This is a genomic window from Peribacillus sp. NPDC097895 (assembly GCF_050277555.1).
GTDB lineage: Bacteria > Bacillota > Bacilli > Bacillales > DSM-1321 > Peribacillus.
This window is the reverse complement of the sequence record NZ_JBNNSH010000003.1, coordinates 499,691-522,333: the sequence shown is the minus strand read 5'-3', so window position 1 is coordinate 522,333 and position 22,643 is coordinate 499,691. Positions and strand designations below refer to the sequence as shown.

21 protein-coding genes are annotated in these 22,643 nt (G+C 42.0%); 16 read left to right on the top strand and 5 right to left on the bottom strand.

Annotation, left to right across the window (positions count from 1 at the left end):
• Positions 1 to 4 precede the first annotated feature (4 nt).
• From ACQKMH_RS18770 to rbsB, 3 genes are read left to right on the top strand one after another with little or no spacing between them, the layout of a single operon-like run.
• Complete coding sequence (locus ACQKMH_RS18770) at positions 5 to 1,486, top strand: sugar ABC transporter ATP-binding protein (RefSeq protein ID WP_427588946.1); 1,482 nt, start codon at positions 5 to 7, stop codon at positions 1,484 to 1,486.
• A 1-nt stretch (position 1,487) separates the two neighbouring features.
• Positions 1,488 to 2,432: an ABC transporter permease gene (locus tag ACQKMH_RS18765; protein ID WP_141992385.1), complete on the top strand. Its 945-nt coding sequence runs from the start codon at positions 1,488 to 1,490 to the stop codon at positions 2,430 to 2,432.
• A gap of 15 nt (positions 2,433 to 2,447) precedes the next feature.
• Positions 2,448 to 3,368 (top strand): ribose ABC transporter substrate-binding protein RbsB, encoded by a 921-nt coding sequence (gene rbsB / locus ACQKMH_RS18760; protein ID WP_427588945.1) that lies wholly within the window; start codon positions 2,448 to 2,450, stop codon positions 3,366 to 3,368.
• Between the two features lie 206 nt (positions 3,369 to 3,574).
• Here rbsB and gdhA read toward each other — a convergent pair whose 3' ends face one another.
• A complete protein-coding gene (gene gdhA, locus ACQKMH_RS18755) occupies positions 3,575 to 4,957 on the bottom strand; it encodes an NADP-specific glutamate dehydrogenase (protein ID WP_427588944.1) in 1,383 nt (460 codons plus the stop codon).
• Positions 4,958 to 5,114: 157 nt separating this feature from the next.
• On the opposite strand from gdhA, the gene ACQKMH_RS18750 reads away from it, so the two are divergent.
• From ACQKMH_RS18750 to ACQKMH_RS18740, 3 genes are all read left to right on the top strand, one after another.
• Positions 5,115 to 6,017: a LysR family transcriptional regulator gene (locus ACQKMH_RS18750; RefSeq protein WP_427588943.1), complete on the top strand. Its 903-nt coding sequence runs from the start codon at positions 5,115 to 5,117 to the stop codon at positions 6,015 to 6,017.
• A gap of 404 nt (positions 6,018 to 6,421) precedes the next feature.
• Entirely contained in the window at positions 6,422 to 7,414 is a 993-nt protein-coding gene (locus ACQKMH_RS18745) for a PTS transporter subunit IIC (RefSeq protein ID WP_427589009.1), read from the top strand.
• 109 nt (positions 7,415 to 7,523) lie between these two features.
• The gene (locus tag ACQKMH_RS18740; RefSeq protein WP_427588942.1) at positions 7,524 to 8,723 is read left to right on the top strand and encodes a class I SAM-dependent rRNA methyltransferase; all 1,200 of its coding nucleotides are present in this window, start codon (positions 7,524 to 7,526) and stop codon (positions 8,721 to 8,723) included.
• A 109-nt stretch (positions 8,724 to 8,832) separates the two neighbouring features.
• Here ACQKMH_RS18740 and ACQKMH_RS18735 read toward each other — a convergent pair whose 3' ends face one another.
• Positions 8,833 to 9,480, bottom strand: a complete 648-nt coding sequence (locus ACQKMH_RS18735) for a lysoplasmalogenase (RefSeq protein ID WP_427588941.1) — start codon at positions 9,478 to 9,480, stop codon at positions 8,833 to 8,835.
• A gap of 138 nt (positions 9,481 to 9,618) precedes the next feature.
• Positions 9,619 to 10,887: a dicarboxylate/amino acid:cation symporter gene (locus ACQKMH_RS18730; RefSeq protein WP_427588940.1), complete on the bottom strand. Its 1,269-nt coding sequence runs from the start codon at positions 10,885 to 10,887 to the stop codon at positions 9,619 to 9,621.
• Between the two features lie 166 nt (positions 10,888 to 11,053).
• Here ACQKMH_RS18730 and ACQKMH_RS18725 point away from each other — a divergent pair, with 166 nt between their 5' ends.
• From ACQKMH_RS18725 to ACQKMH_RS18715, 3 genes are all read left to right on the top strand, one after another.
• Complete coding sequence (locus ACQKMH_RS18725) at positions 11,054 to 11,881, top strand: alpha/beta fold hydrolase (protein ID WP_427588939.1); 828 nt, start codon at positions 11,054 to 11,056, stop codon at positions 11,879 to 11,881.
• Between the two features lie 253 nt (positions 11,882 to 12,134).
• Positions 12,135 to 12,890, top strand: coding sequence for a threonine/serine exporter family protein (locus ACQKMH_RS18720; RefSeq protein WP_427588938.1), 756 nt, complete (start codon positions 12,135 to 12,137; stop codon positions 12,888 to 12,890).
• A 19-nt stretch (positions 12,891 to 12,909) separates the two neighbouring features.
• Entirely contained in the window at positions 12,910 to 13,356 is a 447-nt protein-coding gene (locus tag ACQKMH_RS18715; protein ID WP_427588937.1) for a threonine/serine exporter family protein, read from the top strand.
• 126 nt (positions 13,357 to 13,482) lie between these two features.
• Here the strand turns inward: ACQKMH_RS18715 and ACQKMH_RS18710 are convergent, their stop codons facing one another.
• Positions 13,483 to 15,021 carry a solute symporter family protein gene (locus ACQKMH_RS18710; RefSeq protein WP_427588936.1) on the bottom strand — a complete coding sequence of 513 codons (1,539 nt, stop codon included), beginning with the start codon at positions 15,019 to 15,021 and terminating at the stop codon, positions 13,483 to 13,485.
• Between the two features lie 13 nt (positions 15,022 to 15,034).
• Positions 15,035 to 15,373: a DUF485 domain-containing protein gene (locus ACQKMH_RS18705; RefSeq protein WP_427588935.1), complete on the bottom strand. Its 339-nt coding sequence runs from the start codon at positions 15,371 to 15,373 to the stop codon at positions 15,035 to 15,037.
• A 267-nt stretch (positions 15,374 to 15,640) separates the two neighbouring features.
• Between ACQKMH_RS18705 and ACQKMH_RS18700 the strand changes: the two genes are divergently transcribed.
• From ACQKMH_RS18700 to ACQKMH_RS18670, 7 genes are all read left to right on the top strand, one after another.
• Positions 15,641 to 16,612, top strand: coding sequence for an efflux RND transporter periplasmic adaptor subunit (locus tag ACQKMH_RS18700; protein WP_427588934.1), 972 nt, complete (start codon positions 15,641 to 15,643; stop codon positions 16,610 to 16,612).
• Between the two features lies 1 nt (position 16,613).
• Positions 16,614 to 17,354, top strand: coding sequence for an ABC transporter ATP-binding protein (locus tag ACQKMH_RS18695; RefSeq protein ID WP_427588933.1), 741 nt, complete (start codon positions 16,614 to 16,616; stop codon positions 17,352 to 17,354).
• The gene (locus ACQKMH_RS18690; protein WP_427588932.1) at positions 17,281 to 18,471 is read left to right on the top strand and encodes an ABC transporter permease; all 1,191 of its coding nucleotides are present in this window, start codon (positions 17,281 to 17,283) and stop codon (positions 18,469 to 18,471) included. Before ACQKMH_RS18695 ends, ACQKMH_RS18690 begins: the two co-directional genes overlap by 74 nt.
• A 109-nt stretch (positions 18,472 to 18,580) precedes the next feature.
• Positions 18,581 to 19,252: a response regulator transcription factor gene (locus ACQKMH_RS18685; protein WP_427588931.1), complete on the top strand. Its 672-nt coding sequence runs from the start codon at positions 18,581 to 18,583 to the stop codon at positions 19,250 to 19,252.
• Positions 19,253 to 19,262: 10 nt separating this feature from the next.
• The gene (locus tag ACQKMH_RS18680) at positions 19,263 to 20,501 is read left to right on the top strand and encodes a sensor histidine kinase (RefSeq protein WP_427588930.1); all 1,239 of its coding nucleotides are present in this window, start codon (positions 19,263 to 19,265) and stop codon (positions 20,499 to 20,501) included.
• 111 nt (positions 20,502 to 20,612) lie between these two features.
• Entirely contained in the window at positions 20,613 to 21,065 is a 453-nt protein-coding gene (locus ACQKMH_RS18675; RefSeq protein ID WP_427588929.1) for a hypothetical protein, read from the top strand.
• A gap of 294 nt (positions 21,066 to 21,359) precedes the next feature.
• A complete protein-coding gene (locus tag ACQKMH_RS18670) occupies positions 21,360 to 22,544 on the top strand; it encodes a NupC/NupG family nucleoside CNT transporter (RefSeq protein ID WP_427588928.1) in 1,185 nt (394 codons plus the stop codon).
• Positions 22,545 to 22,643: the final 99 nt, after the last annotated feature.

The window sequence follows — 22,643 nt, the reverse complement described above, 5'->3', positions numbered from 1 at the left end:
AGGCATGCAAATCGAAATGGACAATATTTATAAGGCATTTGGTCAAAACAAGGTATTGGAAGGTGTTCATTTTTCTTTGGAAGCCGGGGAAATCCACGCGCTTATGGGGGAAAATGGAGCAGGGAAATCAACCTTGATGAACATTTTGACTGGGCTGCATAAGCAAGATCAAGGAACGATTAAGATTAACAGCACAGAAACCTCATTCAAGGATTCAAAGGAAGCGGAAGAGGCGGGAATGGCATTTATTCGTCAGGAATTGAATATTTGGCCTGAAATGACCGTGCTAGAGAACCTGTTTATCGGCAGGGAAATGTCTAATCCTTTCGGTGTTTTAAAGAACAAACAAATGAAAGCGTGTGCAAAGGAGATTTTTAAAACGCTTAATATCTCTCTTCCTTTCGATAAGGAAGCCGGACTTTGTTCTGTCGGGGAACAGCAAATGATTGAAATCGCCAAGGCGTTGATGACGGATGCGGAAGTCATCATCATGGACGAGCCCACAGCAGCTTTAACTGATAGAGAAATAGAGAAGCTCTTTGAAGTGATGAAGGGACTTACCAATAAGGGTGTATCGCTTGTTTATATTTCTCACCGAATGGAAGAAATATTCGCCATTTGTGACAGGATCACCGTAATGCGTGACGGAAAAACAGTCGATACGAAAAGAATTGCAGATACAAATTTTGATGAAGTCGTGCAAAAAATGGTCGGGCGGGAGCTGGAGGATCGTTTTCCTCATCGTGAAGCGAATCCTGGCGACATAGTCCTCGATGTAAAAGGTTTAACTAAAAAGGGGCTTTTTGAAGGTATCCATTTCGCGGTTCGACAAGGTGAGATTGTCGGTGTAGCCGGATTAATGGGAGCAGGCAGAACAGAAATAATGCGCGCCCTTTTCGGGGTCGACCAAATAGACAGCGGTGAAATTACCATTGAAGGCAAGAAAGTTTCCATACGAAAACCAACGGATGCAGTTCGACACGGCCTGGCTTTCATTACGGAAAATCGTAAAGAAGAGGGATTGATCCTGGACTTTTCTGTAAGGGAAAATATCGGCTTGCCGAATCTCAAGAGTTTTGCTCCTAGTGGAATCGTAAAAACGGAAGATGAAATAAACTTTGCCGAAATGATGATTAAGCGACTTCATGTGAAAACATCTTCTGCTGAAACGATCATCGGCAATCTATCCGGAGGAAATCAACAAAAGGTGGTAATAGCCAAATGGATCGGGACCTCCCCTAAAGTTTTAATTATGGATGAACCGACCCGAGGCATAGATGTTGGTGCAAAACGTGAAATTTACGAGTTGATGAATGAATTGACGGAGCGAGGCATCGCCATCATCATGGTTTCGTCAGAACTTCCGGAAATCATTGGAATGAGTGATCGAATCCTTGTGGTTCACGAAGGTAAGATTGCTGGGGAAGTGTTAAAGCAGGAAGCGACGCAAGAAAAAATTATGGCATTGGCGACAGGAGGGAACTAGGATGAAACTTGAGGCAACAGGGAAAAGCGGGATTTGGCAGAAATTTGGACCTTTACTCGCCTTGGTACTATTATTTATCGTAATAACCGTTTTAAATCCATCATTCATGGAACCGAATAATATTTTGAATTTATTGCGTCAAACCTCGATCAATGCACTTATTGCATTTGGGATGACCTTTATCATATTGACAGGCGGCATCGACTTGTCCGTCGGTTCCATTTTAGCTCTATCCAGCGCACTTATGGCTGGTATGATGGTCTCGGGATTAGATCCGATTTTAGCAATATTAGTAGGCATTCTACTAGGTGCAATAATGGGTGTAATCAATGGGATTCTCGTTTCAAAAGGAAAAATGGCCCCTTTCATCGTAACACTGGCCACCATGACGATTTTCCGTGGATTAACGCTTGTATATACCGATGGTAAGCCAATTACTGGAATTGGCGATTCTGAAATGTTCCAAATGCTTGGGAGAGGTTACTTCCTCGGACTGCCAGTACCGGCTGTTGTGATGGTTATCGCTTTCTTCATCCTATGGTTCTTGCTTCATAAAACATCATTTGGCCGTAAAACATATGCCATTGGCGGAAATGAAAGGGCTTCCCGTATTTCGGGGATTAAAGTGGACCGAGTTAAGGTGGCCATATACGGTCTGGCCGGTACGATGGCAGCAATTGCTGGTGCCATTTTAACATCCCGTCTGAATTCGGCACAGCCAACCGCAGGCCAATCCTATGAAATGGATGCCATTGCAGCCGTGGTGCTAGGCGGAACGAGCCTTTCAGGCGGTAAAGGGCGGTTGTTCGGTACGCTGGTGGGTGTCCTGATCATCGGTACCTTGAATAACGGCATGAATTTACTTGGTGTATCCTCTTTCTACCAGCAAGTGGTAAAAGGTGCAGTTATATTAATCGCGGTCTTACTTGACCGTAAAAAATCATAAGCAGAGGTGTAATCAATGAAAAAAATAGTATCGATCATCATGGTTCTTTCTTTAATGGTCTTGGCTGCCTGTTCAATGGATTCTGGTCTTAAAGATGATAAGAAAGAAAAGAAAGACTCCATGAAAGACGTGAAAGTCGGAGTCAGCATCTCTACTTTAAACAACCCATTCTTCGTTTCCTTAAAAGATGGTATTGAAAAAGAAGCAAAAGAAAAAGGCATGAAAGTCACGGTTGTTGACGCACAAGATGATACGGCAAAACAAATTAGCGGGATTGAAGATTTAATTCTTCAAAATGTGGATGTCCTTCTTGTGAATCCTACTGACTCTGCGGCAATATCTTCAGCCGTTCAATCAGCAAATGAAGCGGGCATTCCCGTTATCACGATTGACCGATCTTCCGACGAAGGCGATATCGAAACGTTCATCGCTTCCGACAATGTGGCTGGTGGGGAAATGGCTGCAGAATATCTAGTTAAAGAGCTTGGCGAAAAAGCGAAAGTAGTGGAGCTTGAAGGGGTATCTGGAGCATCTGCAACTCGTGAACGCGGGGAAGGCTTCCACAATATTGCGGACAAGCAATTAGATGTTCTGACAAGTCAAACGGCAGAATTCGACCGGACAAAAGGTCTTAACGTCATGGAAAATATCCTGCAAGGCAATAAAGACATCCAAGCGGTGTTCGCTCATAATGACGAAATGGCACTAGGAGCCATTGAAGCAATCAAGGCAGCAGGAAAAGACATTATCGTGGTTGGTTTTGATGGTAATGATGATGCATTGAAAGCAGTTGAAAATGGTGAACTTAAAGCTACAGTTGCCCAACAACCGGCACTAATCGGTGAAGAAGCGGTTAATGCGGCTGAAAAAATCTTAAAAGGCGACAAAGTGGATGACACAATATCGGTTCCATTGAAATTGGTCACCAAAGAATGATTGTCTACCAAACAAAAAAGAGTGCTGGAACTTTTCCGGCACTCTTTTTTGTAGTAAGAAAGAAATGTTTTTAATCCAATTGATGTTATCTAATTGTGGATACTCAGCTTGAATTGATATGAATGAGTGGGTATCAAAAAGTGAAATCACTCTTTTACAAAAGTAAGGCGGCCCATGTCGGAACCGCCTCCTAAATCAACTGAAAGCTAGAGTATACCTTGAGTCAGCATCGCATCCGCCACTTTAAGGAATCCGGCAATATTGGCCCCAACAACTAAGTTGCCAGGCTCACCATATGCTTCTGCAGCCTCCACACTGTTTTTATAGATGTTTTTCATGATCTCATGGAGTTTGGCATCGACATCTTCAAAAGTCCAAGGCATTCTGGCACTGTTCTGGGCCATTTCGAGTGCAGACACGGCTACGCCTCCTGCATTTGCCGCTTTTGCTGGTCCAAAAAGGATGCCGTTATTAAGGAATACATCAATGGCCTCAAGGGTTGAAGGCATATTAGCACCTTCACCGACTGCCTTCACATTATTTTTGACCAGTAATTTTGCTGCTTCTTCATCGATTTCATTTTGTGTGGCACAAGGCAATGCGATGTCGCATGGTACAGACCAAATGCCGTAGCTTCCTTCATGGTATATAGCTTCCGGGTGCGCATCGACATACTCGCTCAATCGTTTTCGTTCTACTTCTTTTAAACGTTTAACTGTATCTAGGTTCAGACCGTTTTCATCGTATATGTAGCCATTGGAGTCACTGCATGCAACAACTTTTGCACCTAGCTGTTTAGCTTTCTCAATGGCATAAATGGATACATTACCCGATCCGGAAATAACGACAGTGCTGCCATGGAACTGTAACCCTTTGTCTTTTAGCATTTCTTCGACAAAGTAAACCGTTCCATATCCAGTCGCTTCTGTACGCGCCAAGCTTCCGCCGTAACTAATGCCTTTACCAGTTAGAACACCAGCATGGTAGCTGCCTTGCATCTTTTTATACTGACCGAACAAGTAGCCGATCTCTCTAGCACCGACTCCGATATCACCAGCTGGTACATCTGTATCAGGGCCGATATAGCGGGCTAGTTCCGACATGAAGCTTTGGCAAAAACGCATGATCTCCGCGTCCGATTTCCCCTTTGGATCGAAGTCTGAACCGCCTTTTCCCCCGCCAATCGGCTGGCCTGTAAGGGAGTTCTTAAAGATTTGCTCGAAGCCAAGAAACTTTATGATGCTGGAATTGACAGTGGGGTGGAACCGAAGACCGCCTTTGTATGGTCCGATTGCACTGTTGAATTGTACACGAAAACCACGGTTGACTTGAACATTTCCCAAATCATCAACCCAAGAGACCCGGAAGGTGATCATTCTTTCGGGCTCAACCAGCCTTTCCAATACCCCGCTTTTCATATATACAGGATGTTTTGCAAAAACGGGGATCAATGAAAGGAATATCTCCTTTACGGCTTGATGGAACTCATTTTCGTGAGGATTACGCTCCTTTACCTGTGCGTATACTTGACTTACGAACTCTTTAGCAACTTGTAATTCTTCATGATCGACTGCTTGTGAAGTTGTCATTGATCTCTCTCCTTTAGATAAAGTCATAAAATATTAATTAGGGTAAGTAAGTCTATCGGTTTATATAATACTTTCATGATATAATTTAAATATGAAACGAACAATCTGAATATTAGATAAATAGCATGCTGTTTTGATATGAAAGAGGGAGCTTAGAGTGGAATTAAGGCAAATCGAATATTTCATTGAAGTGGCAAAGCGTGAACATATGACGGAAGCAGCAGTGGACTTGCATGTTGCCCAGTCTGCTGTCAGTCGCCAAATCTACAATTTAGAAGAAGAATTGGGCGTGCCCTTATTTATCAGGGAAGGCCGAAAGATTAGATTGACGCCTATAGGACATACATTTTTAGCTCATATGGAGCAAGCTATGGATATAATCGATCGTGCCAAGCGTGAGATGGCTGAAAGTCTGGATCCAGAAAAAGGGACAATCCTCATTGGCTTTCCCAGCAGTTTAGCTTCTTATATATTGCCAAGGGCCATTTCCGACTTCAGGGAAAGTTACCCGCAGGCGAAGTTCAAATTGAAGCAGGGTTCATATCGATACCTGATAGATTCGGTAATAAAAGGTAACATTAACATGGCCCTGATTGGTCCTCTGCCGAGTAATGAAAAGAAAATTAAAGGTGAAACGCTATTTATTGAGAACTTAGTTGCCCTTTTACCAGAAAGTCACCCTTTGGCCTTGAAGAAATCACTAAGCCTAAATGAGCTTCAAGGAAATCCGTTCATCCTATCTCCAAAGGGATATGTTTTGAGGGATCTTGTTGTGAACGCTTGCAAACTGCATGGCTTTGAACCGGAAGTGGCATTTGAAGGGAAAGATACGGATGCTATAAAAGGCCTTGTGGCAGCAGGCCTGGGTATAACCTTGATACCTGAGATTTCATTGATTGATAGCTTGCCTCGTTTTACGGTTAAATTGCCGCTAGTGGATCCATCCGTTACCAGGGCTGTAGGAGTCATAATTCCAACTGATAGGGAATTGATGCCAACGGAGAAATTATTTTACCAATTTTTGAGGGACACCTTTGCAACATTGGAAGGTTTCCAATAGAAATGAGATGGGTCTCTATTAGAAAAGTCATAAATCCAGCTTGTGAGAGAATCCTTGAATCGGGTTCTTTTTTTTTGGCCGCAAATGTATCGAAATATCACCATGCAGCACATTCTTAAAAAGGATAATTTATTTTGAAATAATACAATACTAGTTTTTATTGTGTAAAACCGTGTAAAAACCATATTTATGAAAGCGTTTTTATTTTATTAGAATAAAATTAATGCTTACATTATCAGAAAATTCATGTTATTATACTGACAGACTATAGGTAGCGGATTGATATACTGCTTAGGCTTTTAGTATGAAAAAATGAATTTTTTTTTGGTTTTTTAAAATAGAATATTCTGATAATCATAAGGAGTGGAGATAAAGTGAGCAGGAAAAAATACATCAGCGATCGAATGTACAAGGCATCAACAGGGATAGCCAACGCTGTTTTGGTTACATTGGGGATCGGGTTATTGTTTGAATCCATAGGGGGATATTTAGGTTGGGAGGCCTTCCTGGCAATAGGCGGGGCCGCAAAGGTCTTGCTAGCGCCAGCTTTAGGAGCAGGTATCGCCTATCAGCTAGGAGGAAATTCATTAATTATCTTTAGCGCCATGGCTTCAAGTGCTGTTGGAGGTGCTGCCATTCACAGGACGGCTGAAGGTGCCTTCACGATTGTAACGGGTCAGCCACTAAGTGCCGTCTTGGCAGCGGTAATTGCAACATATATAGGTAAGCGCCTAATCGGCAAAACGAAGTTAGACATCATGGCCATCCCAATGGGGGCAGTTCTTGTCGGTGGAGTTTCGGGATATGGTCTGGCTCTTGTAACCACACCATTCCTAACATGGATAAGCAGTCAAACCACCGCTGCGGTCGAGGGTTCACCCTTAATCGGTTCCATGGTCATAGCCTTGGTATGGAGCATTTTATTGATGACACCGGCGTCATCCGCTGCCCTTGCGATCGCCTTGCAATTAGATCCCGTTTCCAGTGCGGCAGCTTTAATCGGATGTACCGTTCAGTTTGTCGGTTTCACTGTCATGTCTTATAAAGATAATGATATGGGTGGGTTCCTGGCACAGATGGTCGTTACGCCAAAAGTTCAATTTCCTAACTTAATCAAAAAACCATTATATGTCGTTCCGCCTTTTGTGGCGGCAATCATCTGTGCGCCTATCGCTACCTTGGCATTCGATTTTCAAGTGCCGTATGAGCTTGGAGGTATGGGGTTAAGTTCAATGATTGCCCCGATTGCCATCATAACTGGTCAAGGGTTGTACACGTTCTTGGTTTATGTGGCAGTGGGTATGGTATTGCCAGCTGTGATCACACTTGCCTTGCATCGGGTATTGAAGATGATGGGTAAAGTAAAACCAGGCGATCTGCATTTAGAAGTTTCATAATCAAAATTTTATAGAAACCAGCCTGGTTAAGTAACCAGGCTGGTTTTTATTTATAAAGGGATTAGGGTAAAATGGGAAGGAAAGCATTTGCATAGATAGGATGATATATATGGGAAAAGAAATAGATATAAAAGTGAAAGCTAAGTTCGTGAGTAAAATCGGCAAGGGTTTTCCCTTGATTGTTAAAGAGTCTATATCCAACATTAATGATCTTCAGGAAGAGGGATCCTTAGTGCGTTTGTTGGATGAAAACAACCGTTTTCTAGCAAAAGGGTATTATGGTAAACAGAACAAAGGCTATGGCTGGGTATTGACCCGAAGAGAAAATGAAAAAATCGATCAAACCTTCTTTAACGGCAAAATCCAGGCAGCTTATGAAGTCCGAAAGTCATTTTTTGAAGATACTGAGACTACGGCCTTCCGCTTGTTTAATGGGGAAGGTGATGGAATTGGCGGCTTAATCATCGATCATTATGATGGTCACTATGTCATTAGTTGGTATAGCAAAGGGATATATTCCTTTAAAGACTACATCATTAAGGCATTGCAGGAAACAGTCGAGGTCAAATCGATTTATCAAAAGAAACGCTTTGATACAAAGGGGCAGTACGTGGATGAAGACGATTTTGTCATGGGTGAACAGCCAACATTTCCGCTTCTTGTAAAGGAGAATGGAGTCCATTTCGCTGTTTATTTGAATGATGGGGCAATGGTTGGCGTCTTCCTTGATCAGCGCGATGTTAGAAGGAAAATCCGGGATGAATATGCAAAAGGGAAAACTGTGTTGAATATGTTCTCCTATACAGGGGCATTTTCCGTGTTTGCCGCTTTAGGCGGTGCTGTTAAAACAACGAGTGTTGACCTGGCGAATCGCAGTCTACCGAAGACGATCGAACAGTTCAGTGTGAATGGAATAGATCCTGAAGCTCACAATATTGTGGTGATGGACGTATTTAAGTATTTTAAATACGCAGTGAAGAAGGCTTTGAAATTTGAAATGGTCATCCTCGATCCACCTAGCTTTGCCAAATCGAAAAAGTTTACTTTCAGTGCCGGAAAAGACTATACGAATCTATTGAAGGATACCATTTCCATTACAGAAGACAATGGGGTCATTATCGCATCAACTAATTGCAGTACGTTTGACATGAAAAAATTCAAGAGCTTCATTGACATTGCCTTCAGGGAAATGAATGGGAAATACGAGCTCCTAGAAGAATTTTCATTACCGGCAGATTTTAAAACAAGTTCTGAATATAAGGAGGGCAACTATTTAAAAGTAGTCTTCATTAAGAAAATTAACGGTTGAAAAAGGGCGTCCACAGTTCCATTAGAGCTGTGAATGCCTTTTTTAATGAAAAATTGTTTCATGTGAAACGAACGGATATTCGGAATTCAAAGGTTTGGCCGTTCACTCTTCAAACCTTTCGATAAAGGAAAGAAGGTTTCATGCGAATGCTGTTAGCGATGCAAAACTGGGCTGCATAGTAGGTAAGCATAATCAGCGGACCAGAATAGGAAACATCACCGATAAATTTGTTCCAAGATAAAATGGAGTCGGAAATCACGAACAGAACGCCGCCGATGATTGCGGCGGCATTACCCGTCATAAATGCCGCCCAGCCCATGAGGGAGATGACCGTTACATAACAGATGACAGGGATGATGAGGCTACTTTCACCTTTTTCAATTAAAGAAACTACAATTTCACGACCAATCAAAGTAGAGTAAATGCCAATCGGAAAAATCGTCGCGAATCGAAGCCATGAAAAGGTCCATAGTTTAAAGAATGCTGCAATGTAGAAAAGGTGGCCGATCAAGAAGGCGGAAAGCCCGATGACGAACCAGATTAACAAACCATCTCCAAGCATGCAAAAGAATAAACCAAGAAGTATTAAAGGTTGGTAACGTTCCCGTCTTCCCTCTGTTTTGTAGGCAAAAAGCAAAATCAATAACATGGGAATGATCTTGAACATGATTTTAATGATTAAAGGCTCTTCCGGTATAAAAAAAATATATAATAGTCCCGTGATAAGAATTGCAGCAGGTAAGCATTTCATTAGCATTTCATTCCCTCCTTCAATGTTTAATTCTATGTAAGGGGAAGGAACCCCTTGTCAATTAATGAACGGTTTGAGGGAAAGTCGTGAAAATGAAAAAACTGACCCCTAGTTAACCAGGAATCAGTTCGATGTTTTATAGAATCATACGGGCGAATTTTCTTTAACGAATGCTTGCTTTAACCAGTTTTTCCCCTCAACAAGCCTTGTGACAAGCATGGCACAAACCGTGTTTCCCGTTGAGTTAAGCAGTGTAGCGGGAGCATCGATAATCGTGGATATAACAGCAATGATCGGCAGGACTTCAACAGGGAAGCCGAATACACTAAGAATCAACATTTCCCCAATCATCCCGCCCCCGGGAATGGCACCCATAACAGCCCCAACCAAAAAGGCAACTGCAAGTATACTTAAAATGCTTGAAATGCTTGTCATATCCTTTCCGAATAAGCTGAATAGGAAAACGATTTTCATTATCCCGCCAAATACAGAACCATCTTTATGCATGTTGGCTCCAAGTGGGATGACAGTCTCCGCTATATCCTTTGGCACACCCATTTTCTTGACCGATTCCAGGTTGACTGGAATGGACGCGGCACTTGAACAAGTTGCGATGGCTGTAATGGAGGGCGCCAGGGCATTTTTCCAAAAAAGTTTAACGCCATCTTTCCCCCCTGCGATAAAGGCATACAAAGTGAAGAATCCGAAATAATAAATCAAGGCCAAGACAAGGTAAAGACTGAAAGTGCGGGCATAACCTTCTAAAATCTGTGGCCCCAGCTGACCGATTATCGTCGCAAAATAAGCACCAAGTCCAATTGGGGCATAGTACATGACGATTTTGACGACCTTCATCATGATAGCTGTACCAGCTGTCAAAAATTCGGTAATCGGTCTTGCTTTCTCACCGACCAGTGCAGTGGAAAGTCCGATTAATACAGAGAAAACGATAAGCTGAAGCATATTGCTTCTGGAGAACAGTTCAGGAAAGTCGGACACGGTTACTGTGTTGACCAGTTGACTGAAAAAAGAAACTTCTTCGATGGTCTCTTCAGAGGAACTCTTTTCCATCAGTTCTTTAATGGCCGTCGTATCTGTGCCTTCCAAGGGATTGACGATGGTTGTCCCAATAAATCCAATGACGGCAGCTAAAGCGGCAGTTGTCAGGAAAACGACAACAATACTACCCATAATTTTGCCAAGACGATTCATTCCGCTCATATTGGCAATCGCTGAAGCAATGCTGAAAAATACTAATGGCACGATGATCGTGAACATCAGGTTTAGAAATAAGTCCCCTAGCGGCTGTAAGACCGAGGTTTTCTCCCCGAAAACGACGCCCGCTATTCCGCCTATAATAATGGCAGTCAGTAATATTAAAGAGGACCGATAGTTTTTAATAAAGCTCTTCATTAAATTTCCGTCCTTTCAGGATGTTGATGTCAATAAAAATATACTTCATTATCAACTCTAAAAGGAGGTTTGACAATATTTTTTTATAGGAAGGAATGTTAAAAGATAAAGCGCAATAAATAATAACAGGGAATGGTTTGCTAATATATGGTGAAGGAGGTATATAATGTCACTCATTGAGGTGGAAGAAGGCGTCCGATTGTTTTATGAAGAAAAGGGCCAGGGGAGGCCCATTATTTTTATCCATGGAGTATGGATGAGCAGTCGGTTCTTTGGAAGGCAGCTTCCGTACTTTTCAGAAAAATATAGAACGATCCTACTTGATTTAAGAAGCCATGGCCAGTCAAATCATGTTCATTACGGAAATACGGTATCCGTTTATGCTAAAGATCTTCATGCATTCATTAGTAAACTGGGATTAAAGGATGTCATACTTGTAGGCTGGTCGATGGGGGCTTTTGTCGTCTGGGATTACCTCAAGCAATTCGGCGAGGGAAATATTCATTCAACAGTGATTGTCGATGAATTGGCCTCGGATTTTAAGTGGCCCGATTTTGATATCGGTGCTTTTGATATTGGCACATTGATTGCCTTCATGACTGAAATACAAAATAATCGTTCCCCGTTTTTACAAAGCTTCCTTTCCTCCATGTTTAAAAATGAATTATCTGTGGAGGATGCAAGCTGGATGCTTGGGGAAGTGACCAAAATGCCTGAATCCATTGCCAGTGCCATTCTATTTGACCAATCGATTGTTGACTATCGTGAATTTTTGCCTGATATCAAGGTTCCCACGCTTCTCTGTTTTGGAAGACATGAAAAAGTCATTCCGGTAGCTGCAGGAGAACATTTGCATGAAAATATCCCGAACTCCGAACTAGTTATCTTTGAAGATAGTTGCCATTGTCCATTTATGGAAGAAAGCGAGCTGTTTAATAAAACCGTGGATGGCTTTATTCAAAAAAAGCGTGAATCCGTAAAGGGTTGCGGATAACAGAACATAAAAAGAGGATGCAGGCTTCTTGCTGCATTCTTTTTTCTATTAACTGGGCGTTTTTGCTTGAAAAAAAGGGAATACTGCAACAAAGGATGGCAATGCTGCATTTAATTTTTAATGATAATGAACGAAGGAAATATTTTTCTACCCTTTTCTCAAGAATTGGGCTATCATGAGGTGGATTTAAACTGGTAAATTTCGTGATCTGTGTATGAGAGAAACTCATGCAGAAAGTGATGGAGAGGATAAAATGGAAGATCAGTTACAATACAATGAAATTATAGATGTATGTTTACTTGCGGGGAAAATCATGCTTTCGAACGGAGCAGAAACTTCGCGGGTGGAAGATACGATGGTTAGAATTGCAGCAGCGTTTGGATGCGGAGACTCACACAGCTTTTCAACACCAACTGGAATCATTTTTTCTCTTGACGGTATGCATCCAGCCTCTAAATTAATCCGGGTTTCCCAACGGTCTACTGATTTACACAAGGTAACGCTGGTTAACAGTATATCCCGAAGCATTTCCAGCAAGGAAATGACGCCAGGAGAAGCCTTTTTACAGTTAAAACAAATCGAAAAGGCTGGGATGGGTTATCCAATGTGGGTTCAGGTCTTTGCTGCCTTTATAGCGAGCGGTTGTTTTTTAATCATGTTCCAAGGACAGTGGAATGATTTCTTTTGGTCCTGCATTGCAGGAGGGCTGGGGTTCTCTTGTCTGTTTTATTTGCATCGGTTATTGGAGGTTCGTTTTTTTGCCGAATTCATTGCCTCTTTAGTTGTAGGTCTGGCAGCCGTGTTCTTTGTCCAAATTGGTGTAGGTACTCATTTGGATAAGATCATCATTGGATCGGTGATGCCGCTTGTGCCCGGGCTGTTAATTACGAATGCAGCCAGGGATTTAATTGCAGGTCATTTAGTTTCGGGTATTTCCAAGGGTGTGGATGCAGGTTTAACAGCTTTGGCCATTGGGGCAGGAATATCGGCTGCATTTGTTTTCTTATGATTTAAGGGGAGGAAGAAGGATGTTAGCACAGCTTATTACAAGTTTCATTGCCTCAGCCGCCTTTGGAGTCATTTTTAATGTACCGAAAAATTCATTGATACAATGTGGTTCTGTAGGGATGCTGGGGTGGGTCTTATACTTTTATCTGGTTGAAAATGAGATAAACAGCATCATTGCAACCTTAGCTGCTTCATTTATCGTAGCGGTTATCAGCCAGTATTTTGCTAAAAGGTATAAAATGCCAATCACGATTTTCAATGTTTCGGGAATCATCCCCCTTGTGCCTGGCGGTTTATCATATGATGCAATGAAACATTTTGTCGGAAATGATTTTTATACAGCGGTCCAATTGGCCGCAAAGGTCTTCATGCTGGCTGGTGCCATTGCAATGGGATTGATCTTTGCAGAAGTCATGAATCAGTTAGTGACTAAATACAATAGAAGGAAGACAAGGTTGCGAAGTTAGAGGAAATGTTAAGGGTATTCAACCTTCCGGATAATTATGATTACAAAAGAAAGAGAAAGAAGAGCAGGGGGGAATACCTGGATCTTCTTTCTCTTTTTAATATTTTAAGATAATAATAAATCTGGCTTATAAAGAATCTTTCATTCCAGTGTTAGCTGTAACCAATATTTCGTCGTATTTTTTGGCATCAGCTTTCTTGCTTGACAGCAATGTCCCGACGATGGCAGCGATAAAACCTATTGGAATGGAGACGATGCCTGGATTAGCAAGTGGGAATAATGGTTCTCCAACGAATATTGCCGCTCCCTCTACAGGTGACCAGACATTTGGACTTAGGAACACAAGTAATAATGAACTGACCAGTCCCACTATCATACCCGAGACAGCCCCTGCTGTGTTAAAGCGTTTCCAGAATACCGTGAAGACAATGATTGGCAGATTGGCACTGGCAGCGACGGCAAAGGCAAGTGAAACAAGGAACGCAACATTCATGTTTTGGGCAAATAAAGCAAGGATGATGGAGAGAACGGATACCCCGATGGATGCCCAACGAGCTGCAACGACTTGTTCTTTATCAGTGGCTTGACCTTTACGAATGATGTGGCCATAAAAGTCATGGGCAAAAGCGGAAGCTGCCGATAGAACGAGACCTGCTACAACAGCTAAAATAGTAGCGAATGCAACTGCAGACACGAAGGCAAACAGGAAGTCGCCTCCGATGGCTTCGGCAAGAAGTGGAGCGGCCATATTACCAGCCGCATTCGCGGCTATGATTTTGTCGTATCCGACAAAAGCTGCTGCCCCGAAGCCAAGGAAAATGGTCATGATATAAAAGATGCCAATGATCCAAGTGGCATATACGACGGACTTTCGTGCTGTGATGGCGTCTTTTACCGTAAAGAAACGGATGAGAATGTGAGGAAGTCCAGCTGTACCGAGCACAAGCGCTAAATTAAGTGATAAAGTATCCAATGGATCCTTGAATTTGTTACCAGGATTGAGGAAATCCCCGCCTAAAGGGGTGGCTGTTTTCATCTGATTGAACATCTCGATCACGCTAAAGTCGAATTTCGCCAGCACGATAATGGAAATGATGAATGTCCCTGCCATCAATAAAATGGCTTTTACGATTTGGACCCAGCTGGTGGCCGTCATTCCGCCAAATACTACGTAGACGGTCATTAAAATACCTACAATGATGACAGAGTATAGATAATCAATTCCAAGTAAGAGTTTTATAAGGGCACCTGCACCTACCAGTTGGGCAATCATATAAAAGGTTGAAATGGAAATGGTGTTAAGGGCAGCCACCCCGCGTACTTTCTTTTCATTAAAACGGGCAGCGATCATGTCCGCAAGTGTATACTTACCAAGGTTACGAAGCGGTTCTGCCACAATATAAAGAACGACTAGATAAGCAACCAGAAATCCTATGCTGTAGAAAAAACCATCAAATCCAGAGAGTGCAACCATTCCGGCTATTCCTAAAAATGAGGCGGCTGACATATAATCACCCGCAATGGCCCACCCATTCTGCCAGCCAGTCAGAGAACTGTCCGCCGTATAAAAATCCGCTGTCGTTTTCGTTCGCCTTGAAGCAAAGTAGGTAATGACCAATGTTAGCCCAACAATGATTAAAAATAATATAAATGCAAGTATATTCATTGTGAATTCACCTTTATCCTTTCGCTTCTTTAACGATTTCTTCAACTAATTGGTCAAAAGTAGCAGCCTTCCGGGAATAGAGGATGCATAATGTCCAGGTCATGATAAATTGAGCGAAGGCCAGGACCCATGCCCAACTGATTGCCCCAAATGCATAAGAGTTAAGAACTTTAGAATAGGAAGTTAGTATAGGTAAGGTGAAATAAAAGGCCATGAAAAAGATGGATAGTGGGACAATGAAATTGCGTTTTTTCCTAAGGAGTTCTTGAAAAGAGTGTGATTGGACAATCTTGGTATAGTCATTGGAAGCGCTCACTTCGGTTTCCTTTGCTATTGAATCGTTTGATGCCAAGTTGGTTCCCCCTTCATGAATCTCGATTTGGATTTCATTACCATTTACCTGATAACAGTATCAGTATATATTTTTCGGAATATATTGTAAATTTAAAATTTTAAAATAAAGACTTTTTCGTTCGACATTTTGTTAATTATTTATAGAGGGAAATGAGTAAGGGGCTATACGAACAACAACCATGAAAATTAAAAAACGGATCATTAAGGAAAAGTTAAGCTTCTTTCACGATACTTGCTTCAACGAAGGAAATCTGAAGGGAGCAAAATGATGAAAAAGTGGATGATGATAGGTACGGTTTTAGTGTTGGTCATTGGAGGAAGCCTTTGGTTTTTCATGAAGGACAATGCAAAGCCCGTCGTTGCAAAGACGATGACGGCTACAGTAGAAAAGGGAGATCTTAAAGTTCAAATAAGCGGTTCTGGGTCGGTCGCCGCAATCAATAGTGAGGACCTCACTTCATCGGTAACGGATGAAGTGGATGAAGTTCTTGTAAAGAAAAATGAATTGGTTGAGAAGGGTGATGAACTGATTACCTTCTCGAATGGAAGTGACCCGATAACGGCCCCATTCGATGGTACTGTAACAACATTGGACGTAGAAGAAGGGGATCGTGTATCAAGCAGTGAGGTTGTGGCACATGTAACGGATTATAAAAAATTGAAAACTACGATCAGTGTTGATGAATTGGATGTTCCAAGTGTTAAAAAAGGACAAACAGTTGAAATAAAAGCCAGTGCTTTTGAAGATGAAACGTTCACGGGCCAAGTGACCAGTGTAGCAAAAGAAGGTACATATGAGAATGGAGTTTCTTCGTTCGATGTTAACATCAAAATTGATAAACCCGGTGATATTAAAATTGGGATGTCGACTGAAGTGAGCATTGTGACGAATAGTGTAAAAGATGTTTTATATGTTCCGATTGAAGCAGTCCAAATGGACGGTGAAGAGAAATATGTGAATATACAACAATCCGGTGCAACTGAAGGAGCTGCTAGTACAAAGACAGCGGTCGAGACTGGAATCAGTAACGATAGATATATCGAAATAACTTCAGGTCTTGAAGAGGGCCAGAATGTTTCCTTACCTATTACCATCAATGAAAGCTCCACTGGCAGTGGCGGCGATGGGATGAGGGGAGGCCAAGAAGGCGAATTAAGAATGCAGAGTGGCAGCGGAATGCCGAGCGGCGGGATGCCAAGCGGTGGCGGAATGCCAAGTGGCAAGGGAGGTCAGTAATATGGCGAAACCCATCATAAAGATTAAGAACATGTCTAAATCGTATGAATTAGGCGGTGAAACGGTCAAGGCACTTCAAGATGTATGTCTTACAATCAATAAAGGGGATTTCATTTCTATCATCGGACCATCCGGATCAGGGAAATCGACGTTCATGAATATGCTTGGCTGCCTTGATAAGCCTGATACAGGTGAATATCTTCTAGATGAAAAAGAAGTGGAAAAGATGAAGGATAATGAGTTAGCTGCCATTCGCAACATTAAAATAGGATTTATCTTTCAAAATTTCAACCTGTTGGCAAAATTGACAGCGTTGGAAAATGTCGAACTTCCTCTGGTCTATAGAGGCGTAAGTGTAAAGGAAAGAATAGAGGTGGCCAATGCCTGTCTCGATATGGTAGGCCTGGGTGACCGGGTTAATCATTTGCCTACTCAACTTTCAGGAGGACAGCAGCAAAGAGTTGCGATTGCAAGGGCACTTGCAGGTAACCCTCCCGTTTTATTGGCGGATGAGCCGACAGGGGCTCTTGATAGTAAGACGAGTAAAGAAGTGTTGCAAATGCTGAAAGATTTAAACCAACAGGGACAAACAATCATTCTTATAACGCACGACTTGGAAGTGGCAAAAGAAGCTACACGTGTCGTTCGGATTCAGGATGGTCAGCTATTTGAAAACGGAGGTGATTGGATTGAACCTGAGCGAATCAGTGAAGATGGCTATACGCAGTATCAAAACCAATAAAGTCCGTGCATTTTTAACGATGCTTGGGATCATTATTGGAGTTGCCTCTGTGATTGTCCTGGTTTCGATTGGACAGGGCTCCTCACAGTCCGTTCAGGATGAGATCAACAGCTTGGGAACGAACCTGTTAACGGTAAGTGTTACGGATACGGATTCCGTGAAGCTGACGGATGACATAATCGAACAGTTTAAAGACTTGGACGGGATATCGGATGTTGCGCCTGTTGTCACTGGACGAGTTTATGCTAAAAACGGTGAAGCTTCGGCACAGGTTTCAATGACAGGCACAACTTCTTCCTACTTATCAGTGAGGGATTTAGAGCTTAGTCAAGGCCGCTTTTTAACGGATATGGAAACGGAGTTACGTTCTAAGGTTGTTGTTTTGGGGTCAGATACAGCTGATACGCTTTTTGAAAATCAAAAAGCGGTGGACCAGAGCGTTCTTATCGGCGGTGTTTCCTATCGAGTGATCGGTGTTTTGAAGTCAGTCGGCACCTCAATGGGTTCGAGCGGTGATGATGTAATCATTGCACCGATCACTACTGCCGAACGGGCTACGGGCAGCACAACAATCGGAACGGTATATTTAAAAGCCAAAAATGAGAATATCGTAGAGAGGGCGATGTACCAGGTACAAGGGACGATGACTACATCATTCCCGGAGCAGAGTGACAATTATTCGGTGTCCAATCAGGAAGATCTGATGGATACAATGAGCTCTGTTTCGGATACCTTCACTCTCATGCTTGGCGGTATAGCGAGCATTTCGTTACTTGTAGGCGGTATTGGAATCATGAATATCATGTTGGTCTCCGTCTCGGAGAGGACGAAAGAAATAGGGATTAGAAAAGCAATTGGTGCGAATCGGAAATCCATCCTTCTTCAGTTTTTAATTGAAGCGATGTCCTTGAGCTGCTTAGGAGGGTTGTTGGGTGTTGGAATTGGATTGGGGATCGCTAAATTGGTTTCCGTTTTTTCAACTTTAACGATTAGTTATTCATGGTCGGTGACACTGTTGGCTTTCTTATTCTCCATATTAATCGGTATAATCTTTGGCGTTTTTCCTGCAAATAAGGCATCTAAATTGAATCCAATCCAGGCACTGCGTCACGAATGAATATGCAAATTTTAGGAAAGCGGCTATAATAAGCCCGCTTTCTTTTGCTTATGAAAAAGGATAAAATCAACATATATCGCAATTGAAACGGTCAGGAGGGGAACTCTATATGAAGATTTTGGTGGTTGAAGATAATGTTTCATTATTAGAATCGATCCGGCAAATTCTGACGGATGAATATGAAGTCGATACAGCGAATAATGGGGATGATGGATTATTCATGGCCCTGCAAAGTATATACGATATCATTATATTGGATGTAATGCTTCCGGGAATGGATGGATTTGAAATTGTTCGGAAAATCAGGGAAGCAAGGATCGATACAAGCGTATTGTTTTTGACGGCAAAAGATGCGCTTGAGGATCGTGTCAGAGGCTTGGAGATGGGGGGCGATGATTATTTAGTCAAGCCGTTTCAAGCACCAGAACTTAAAGCCAGGATACGTGCTCTCCTTCGCAGGAGTGGTATTTTATCATTAGAGCAGCATGTGAAGTATCGTGGAATTGAATTGTTGGAAAGAGAAAAGGATATATTGGTTGATGGAAAGATCATTAAAATGACCTTGAAACAGTATGAATTACTTGAGTATCTCATTCAGAATAATGGGAAAATATTGACCCGAGAGCAGATCTTCGACCGCATTTGGGGGTTTGATTCAGATACGACGATTGCCATTGTGGAAGTGTTCATCCATCACCTTAGAAAAAAATTGGAACCTTTCAATTATCATAAAGATATTCAAACCGTTCGGGGTATTGGTTATATGTTAAAACAACCATAAGGGGATCATTATGTTCCAAAAAACACGGCTTCAACTAACATTATTGAATTCTATCGTCTTTATTGTCTTAATAGCCATATTAAGCAGAACGATTTATTTCTATACGGAAAATCAGATCTATAGGGATGTCAATGATTCACTTAAAAAGGATTACAGGGATTTCAATCATGGGGGCATGCCGGGCGGACGTCCGCAAGGTGAGTTTCTCTTAGGACCGGGACCAAGTGTCATCGTTTGGGGACCGGATGATACGATCATTGAGCCAAGACTGAGTGAAGACCATTTTTTTAAGGTCAATGAACAGCAATTTTTCCCTAAAACTTTTGATGAGATTGAAGAAATATCGGTAAATGGATACACGTATCGTGCACTTTCCACCAAGGTCGATACGGATTATGGAGAGATGGCCGTACAATTCATCAGGAATGTGGATACAGAAAAAGATATGCTCGATCGCTTGTTGCTCATATTATTCGTTGGTGGAGGAATTGGAAGTTTGGTTGCGGTAGGCGCAGGCTATCTTCTGGCAGGACGGGCCCTGATCCCGGTCAAGAAATCCTGGGATCAGCAGCAGCAGTTTGTCTCGGATGCTTCGCATGAAATCCGAACGCCGCTTGCCGTCATTCAATCGCGGGCTGAATTGCTATTTCAATCACCGAACGCGACAATCGAGGAAAAGGCCGTCGATATATCCATCATTTCAAAAGAAGTCCGCCGATTGAATAAGCTAGTTAACGGTCTTTTAACCTTGACCCGAACGGATTCGAATCAAATGGAGGTTAAAAAATCGAACTTTTTCCTCGATGACTTACTTATGGATATAGTGGAACAATATACGGATATTGCTTCTTTTCAAGAAAAATCAATAACTAGCCATGCTCCCGAACAAGTCGTGTTTCTTGGGGATAAAGAGAGGATTCATCAGCTATTGGTGATATTGGTGGATAATGCCATGAAGTTCACGGAGGTAGGCGGGGAAATATCCCTTTCCTGCATCAAGAATGCTTCATCCATCATTCTTTCTGTAGAGGATAATGGAAAGGGCATTCCACAGGAAGAAATCCCTTTGATTTTTAATCGTTTTTATCAAGTGGAGCAATCCCGTTCAGCAAATGAAGGCTCCGGTTTAGGTTTATCTATTGCTAAGTGGATTGTAAACACACATCAAGGAACCATCAAGGTTACGAGTGTACAGAATGAACACACCCGTTTTGAAATCACTTTTCCTAGAAATCAAAAGAAAAATTAACGTAAGATGTCATCCAATAGTAAAGACCCTTACTTTTTTCCTTGTTACTTAAGGAAAAATTAAGGGTCTTTTTAGATAATCTTTTTATAAGAAAATTTTGGAGGAGAATCAATGATGAAAAGACTTGGTAAGTTACACTTTTTGGTTGGAATATTGGCTTCGATCCTTTTAATGGCACAAGCAGTTATCGGGATCATGATGTATGTGAATGGAAGCGGCAATGAACCCATGAATCGTCAGGCGATGATGGGTCAGCCTGCTGACCGCAACACAACAGAATCCGATGGTACGGAAAATTCAACTAATAGCAGTTCTGCAACCGATGATTCAACTACGGAAACGACAACTAATGTTACACAGGGCAATATGGGGGCAACTCCCCAAGGCGCTGGAACTCCAGGAGAGATGCCAAGCGGGGGCGGTTTTCAAGGCAGAGACTCTTTTGCAGGCCAATTTATCGACTTTTATCAAGGGGCAGGCGGCTTGGCTACATCCATCATCATCTTTGTGATTGGAGGCGCAGGCTTGGTGATATCTGTGATGTCCAGAAAAACGGCAGCCTAAAAAGTCCATCCTTATAAAAACATGTTTCAAGGAAAGCTGATGTTTCGGTTGCTAAAAGAGAAGGTTCCTTTTGGGGGAAACCTTCTTTTTTAATGCACGAAATCCAATATTGTCACTAATTGTTAGTATAAAAAGAGAAATAATAATTGCACTTGAAAAAATATTGGTTTAATATATACTTCTGAGAGGTACGTACAAGTATTTTGGATAAAAGAGAAAACGTTTGCATAAATTTTTTGAGGGTACCCTATTCTTAATGCACGATCATTAAATTCACCTTAGTGGAGGCAGAATATGAAATTTCTGATAGCAATTTTAGGACTGCTCATTGTTTTTGGACTAGCTTTATTAGCGAGTAGTGACCGGAAGAAAGTTAAAATTAAACCGATTATCCTCATGGTGATCTTGCAGCTTATTTTAACTTATCTATTATTAAATACGAAGTTTGGTTTAGTGATCATCAATTCGATTGCCGATGGTTTTGGAAAACTATTAGAATGGGCAAATGAAGGGATTACATTTGTATTCGGTGGGATTGTAAACGAAGGAGCATCGCCCTTCTTTTTAAATGTCCTTCTTCCTATCGTATTCATCTCGGCATTAATCGGGATATTACAGCACTTCAAAATCCTTCCTTTCATCATGAAGTGGATAGGATTCCTGCTGAGTAAGGTTAATGGAATGGGGAAATTGGAATCTTACAATGCGGTCGCATCAGCAATTGTCGGCCAATCCGAGGTTTTCATAACCTTGAAGAAGCAACTGGGTTCCATTCCGCCATCACGTATGTATACGCTTTGTGCGTCAGCCATGTCAACCGTATCGATGTCGATTGTCGGTGCTTATATGACCATGATTGAACCAAAGTATGTTGTGACGGCTATTGTTATTAACATGTTTGGCGGATTTATCATTGCATCCATTATTAACCCTTATACGGTAACGGATGAAGATGATATTCTCCCTGTTGAAGTAGGGGCAGAGAAGCAGTCTTTCTTCGAAATGCTTGGGGAATATATCATGGATGGATTTAAGGTTGCTATCACTGTAGCCGCGATGTTAATTGGTTTCGTTGCACTAATTGCAGGAATCAACAGCTTATTCGATATGATCATCGGCATCAGTTTCCAAGACATCTTGGGGTATATTTTTGCCCCGTTTGCCTTTATCATGGGGATACCGATTTCAGAAACCGTGACTGCAGGCGGTATCATGGCGACAAAGCTAGTAACTAATGAATTTGTTGCCATGCTGAGCTTAGGGGACGCATCAGCAGCCTTGAGCGAAAGGACGGTAGGAATCGTTTCGGTTTTCTTGGTTTCATTCGCGAATTTTTCATCTATCGGAATCATTGCAGGTGCTGTTAAAGGCCTACATGAAAAACAAGGAAATGTTGTGGCACGTTTCGGCTTGAAGTTGCTATACGGTGCGACTCTTGTCAGCATCCTATCAGCAATCATCGTCAGTGTGATACTTTAAGTAACGGTATTGATAAGAGGCACTTGGGTTTACTCCTAAGTGCCTCTTTTATTTTTGGAATTTGAAGGTAATTTGCGTGCTGATATATAATACATAAAA